This is a genomic window from Massilia sp. TS11 (assembly GCF_022012445.1).
In the GTDB taxonomy this organism is placed as follows: domain Bacteria; phylum Pseudomonadota; class Gammaproteobacteria; order Burkholderiales; family Burkholderiaceae_D; genus Telluria.
Genome location: NZ_JAKLTS010000028.1, coordinates 1 through 5,180 on the forward strand (window position 1 = coordinate 1; position 5,180 = coordinate 5,180).

The window sequence follows — 5,180 nt, forward strand, 5'->3', positions numbered from 1 at the left end:
ACGTCAACTCCTAATTTTCAATCGGGTGCTGGCGGATGGCCTGGACGAAGCGTCCCAATGCGTCAGACAGCGGCGGCAACAGGATCGCGCGCTCGCTGTGCAGGGCGCTGAAGGCGGGTCGTGGCGCCACGAAACGGCAGGCCGCCGCCGCGACCGGCTCGAGCCGACTGGGGTCGACCCGCCCGCGCCGCGCCGCCTGCTGTGCCAGCTCGGCCCAAGTTACCGCCACGCCATTGGTCAGATGCCAGATGCCGGCGGCGCCATCGATCAGCAGGTCGAGACAGGCATCGACCAGATCCGGCACATAGGTCGGCGACACGGTCAGATCCCGGGGCACGAACAGCGGCTCGCCGGCCGCCAGGGTACGCAGGGACTGAATCACAAAGTTATAGCGATCCCACGGCCCAAAGAAGGCGCTGCTGCGCACGATCAGCGCCTCGGGCAGATGGTCGAGCACGCGTGCCTCCGCCTCGGCCTTGCTGCGGCCGTAGATGTTGATCGGCCCCACCGAGTCCGACTCCACATAGGGCGACTGCGCGCGGCCGCTGAAGACCAGGTCACTCGAGAATGTCAGCAACTGCACGCCGCGCGCCGCACACGCCTGGGCCAGGGTCGCCGGACCCAGCGCGTTTTCGCGGAAGCAGCGTTCAGGGTCGCGCTCGGCCTCATCGACGCGCACATAACCACTTGCATTGATGAGCGCCCACGGACGCCAGGCGTCGAGGGCCGCGCGCACCGAGGCAGGATCGGCAATGTCGAGCTCCTGACGCCGCACCAGACGGTAGGCGATATTGCGGCGCTGGCAAATGCGCGCAAAGGCCTGGCCGAGCGTACCGGTAGCGCCCGTGATCAGAACCGGCTGCACGCCCGCCTCATCGGGATGCGCATTGCTGAGCGGCAGCGGCTGACCGCGGCCGCGCTGCATGAAGCGCGTGGGGCGCCGCCACCAGCCCTCCCCTTGCAGCAATGGATGGCGCGGCGCCTGCGGCCGCGCCAGCTCGCGCAGCATGGCCGCGACCGCGGTTTCGCGCGGGGGCGTCGAACGGCTGTCGAACGGGCCCGGCTCGTAGTAGCCCTTGTCCTGCGTGACCAGACTGTTCCAGTCATACGCGCCCAGCAGCGACCAGGCCGTCACCGCACGCACGGCGATACCTTCAGCGCGCGCCGCCTCGGCCGCGCGCCAGACTTCCCACAGCCAACGCAGCTGATCCTCGCGGTGACCGCCCAGATGGGCCTCGGTCACGGCCAGCGGAATACGGTAGCGGTCCCAGGCTTCGCGCAGGCGCGCCAGCAGCGAGGGCGGCGGCGCCTCCGCCACGCGCACACTCTCGACATCGGCCAGCGGCCGCCCATCAACCTGCCCGGCGTAGCGGCGCGGATAGCGGCCAACCCGATGATCGAGCCAGCGTTCGCTGGTGATGTAGTAGTTGATGCCGATGATGTCGGGCGGACAGGGATTGGCGCGGAACCACAGGATCTCGTCCTCGCTGAGACCGGAGCGCCGCAGATAGCGCCACAGCGGATGTGTGCGCCCCACTTCGCCGCACAGCAGGTCCCAGGCGAGCCAGCGGCGCGCGTCATAGAACTCGGCCAGCACGCCATGCGGCGCCGTGCCGGCATGCTTGCCGAGGTCGTCCGTCTGAATCAGTTGGGCGTCCGGAATATGGCGCCGGATGGCAGCCATCGCCAGCACCGTGGCGCGGCACTGGTTGAGCACGGCCCGCACAAACAGCGCATCGCTGCGCGCATGCGGATACCAGAGCCCATACAGGGTACTGAAGCGTGCCGTGGTCAGCGGCTCATTCACGGGCGTGAAGGCGCGCAGCCACGGGCAGCGTTCGGCCAGCGCACCGGCATAGGCGGCCAGGCCCGGCGCAAAATCCTCCGCCACCAGGCTGGTGTGGCGCGGTCCGCTACCGTGGTGCACGAGGCCGGCAATCGGCGTGATGCCAGCCTCCCGCAGCGCGGCCAGGCGCGCGCACCACGACCAGTCGGCCTGCGCCAGACCGTGCGGCGCCAGCTGTTCCCACAGCACCGGGTAGCGCAGCACGCGGATGCCGAGCGAAGCGAAGCGCGCAATATCGTCGGGGCGGACGTGATGGCCGTTGCGCACGACCTGGCTGAAGTAGCGCTCGCCCACGCGATTCATCGTACATTCCAGCCCACCCCAGAGTGCTAGTCTGTCCATGTGCCCATCCTTCCGATGATCAGGGGCCAGACTAAACAAAAATCCGCGCGTCCGACGCCGCGCTGAGCTCCGGAAATAAAAAAGCCCCGGACAAGCCGGGGCTGGGCAGAACGCGAACGGCTTAGCCGACGATGATCTGGCTCGTGCTCAGGCCGGTGAAGCCGACCAGGGTCACGTTGATCAGATTGCCGTGGAAGTCGAACACCACCAGGGTCGAGGCCTGACCTTCGTAGGTCACCTGGCTCATCGAAACGAAGTCCATGTTCGCAGAATGAGCCAGCTCGTCATTGCTGTCGAAGCCGGTGAAGATGTTGCGCTCGTTGATGTCCTGGCCACCGTGCGTGACCTGGTACTTGGTCACGGTATTCTCGGTGTTATGCGGATTGTTCTGCGGCAGCGAACCCTGCGGTTCGTTGGTGCCGGCAATCGCCACCTGGATCGTCTGCGACGCGCTGCCGTCGAGCGACTTGATGACCAGGCTGTCGGTCACGCTGTCGCCGGCGTTCAGGGCCTGCACATTGGCGGCGGCATTGCGCAGCGTGTAGGTCCAGGCGCCGCTGCTGGTGTCGAAGCTGAAGTCGCCATAGGTGCCTGCCAGGCTGGCAGGGGCGGCGAAACCGGCCTGACCGGCATCGGCGTCGCTGACGCTCAGCTTGCCCGAGGTCGTCAGATTGGCATCTTCCTTCACGCTGCCGCTGGCGTCGCCGCCGATGACAGCCACATCATTGGCGCCATTCACGGTCACGTCGATCGTCTGGCTGGCAGTGCCGTCCTTGGACGCAACGACCAGGCTGTCGTGGACGACGCTGTTGGCGCCCAGGGCCTGCACATTGGCGTCGCCGTTGCGCAGCGCGTAGGACCAGGCGCCGGTGGCGGCATCAAAGCTGAAGTCGCCGTAGCTGCCATGCAGATTGCCGATCGCGCCGAACACGGCCTCGCCGGCATCGACATCGCCAACCACCAGCACGCCACTGGCCGCGGCGACGTCATCTTCGCTCACGGTGCCGGTGGCGTTGCCGCTGATGCTGGCTGCATCGTTCACGCCGGTCACGCTGACGTCGATGGTCTGGCTGGCAGTACCGTCGACGGAACTGACGCTCAGGGTGTCATGCACGACCACGCCGGCGCCCAGGGCTTGGACGTTCGTATCGCCATTGCGCAGCGCGTAGTTCCAGGTCCCCGTGGTCTTATCAAAGCTGAAGTTGCCATAGGTGCCCTGCAAGCTGAGGTCGGCGGCGAAGCTGTTTTCGCCGGTGTCCACGTCGCTGACGCTGAGCACGCCGCTGGCGGCTGCGCTGCCGTCTTCGGTCACGCCGCCGGTGCTGGTGCCGCTGATGCTGGCCGCGTCATTGGTGCCATGCACACTCACGGTCACGGTCTGGGTAGCCGAGCCGTCCTTGGATTGAATGTCCAGCTTGTCTTCGACGATGGTGCTGCCGCCCAGAGCCTGGACATTGGCGTCGCCATTGCGCAGCGCGTAGTTCCAGGTGCCGGTGGCTTTGTCGAAAGTGAAATCACCATAGGTACCGGCCAGGCTGCCGACGGTGCCGAAGGTGGCCTCGCCGCTATCCACGTCGGCCACGCTGAGCTGACCGCTGGCGCTGCCGGTGCCGTCTTCGGTGGTGGCGCCGCTGGCCGTGCCGCTGATGGTGGCGCTGTCGTTCACGCCGGTCACGGTGACGGTGATGGTCTTGCTGGCGCTGCCGTCGACCGAGTTCACGGTGATGCTGTCGGTCACTTGCTTGCCGCCATTCAGGGCTTGCACGGCGCTGTCGGCGTTGCGTACGGTGTAGGTCCAGGCGCCGCTGGCGGCGTCGAAGCTGAAGTCGCCGTAGGTGCCGGCCAGGCCGCTGGCGGCGGCGAACAGGCTCTGGTCGTGATCGCGATCGGCCACGCTCAGGCTGCCGGTCACGGCGGCGGTGTCGTCTTCCGAGGCGGCGCCGCTGTTGGTGCCGGAGATCACGGCGATGTCATTCGCGCCGTTGAGCTTGAAGCTGAGAGTGACGGGCGCCGAGGAAGCGCCGAACTCGTCGGTGACTTTGACACTGAAGTTGGCGACTGCGAACTCACCCGCAGCCAGCGCGTCGATCTTGTCAGCGTTAGCCAGGAAGCTGTAGCTGCCGTTGGCGTTGACGGTCAAGGTGCCATAGTCGCTGCTGCCGCCGGCGAGGCTGTAGGTGAGCACGGCCCCGTGGTCGACGTCGCTACCAACGAGCGAGCCGGTGATGGCGGCCGGGGTGTCGTCGGCGGCCGTATCGTTGATGCTGGCCTGGGCCACACTGGCCAGAGTCGGCGCGTCGTTGACGCCGCCGACTTTCACCGTCACGGTGGCGGTGCTCAGGGCGCCATTGGCCATGCGGGCGGTGTAGACGAAGCTATCGTTCAGGGTTTCGTTCGCGGCCAGCGACTGCACGCTGGCAGACATCGTGCTGGCATCGTAGCTGATGGTGCCATCGGCGTTGATCGAGATGGTGGCGCCGAGCGCGGTCTTGGCCGTGGTCAGCACTTGCATCTGAGTGAAAGTGGCCGGCACGTTCTGCAGCAGCGAGTAGACGCTGGCGGAACCCGGGTCATTGGCGAGCACATTCAGCTTGCCGGTCAGGTGATCTTCGGTGATACCGGTGACATCTGCTAGCAGGATGTCATCCTTCGCGGCGCCAGTGAGGGTCGCGACTTTATTGGTGGTGCTAGCTGCCATGGAATTCTCCCAGTCGGTGTCGGTTGAAAGACCGGCGCTTTGTTATTTTTCGACCTGAGCAACCGGCTGTCTCGGGGAGACCCTTGGCTTTCCGTCCCTGCATCGCTGCAGGTTTGGCCTTTGAGGATGAGTTACAAGAATACAATAAAGATGTGGTAAAGCCAAGACTTTTTGATAATTATTGGAAATATTTGTTGTCAATTTTAAATTCCGCATGCATATATTTGGACGCGGAGAAAACTGTGGCAGGGGAATGCTGTGTAAGGTAAAAAGCAAAAAACCCCGATAGCGCGG

The 5,180-nt window shown here is 65.5% G+C and carries 2 protein-coding genes and 1 riboswitch; both genes read right to left on the reverse strand.

Going from position 1 to position 5,180, the window contains the following annotated elements:
• Nucleotides 1–10: 10 nt before the first annotated feature.
• Nucleotides 11–2,149: a sugar nucleotide-binding protein gene (locus tag LZ005_RS21435; RefSeq protein ID WP_237811002.1), complete on the reverse strand. Its 2,139-nt coding sequence runs from the start codon at nt 2,147–2,149 to the stop codon at nt 11–13.
• Between the two features lie 160 nt (nt 2,150–2,309).
• Complete coding sequence (locus LZ005_RS21440; protein WP_237811014.1) at nt 2,310–4,886, reverse strand: VCBS domain-containing protein; 2,577 nt, start codon at nt 4,884–4,886, stop codon at nt 2,310–2,312.
• Nucleotides 4,887–4,940: 54 nt separating this feature from the next.
• Nucleotides 4,941–5,014: riboswitch (cyclic di-GMP riboswitch) on the reverse strand.
• Nucleotides 5,015–5,180 lie beyond the last annotated feature (166 nt).

Excerpts from the sequence above, each read along its gene's own strand:
- LZ005_RS21435 (WP_237811002.1), bottom strand. The coding sequence starts at position 2,149 with ATGAATCGCGTGGGCGAGCGCTACTTCAGCCAGGTCGTGCGCAACGGC.
- LZ005_RS21440 (WP_237811014.1), bottom strand. The coding sequence starts at position 4,886 with ATGGCAGCTAGCACCACCAATAAAGTCGCGACCCTCACTGGCGCCGCG.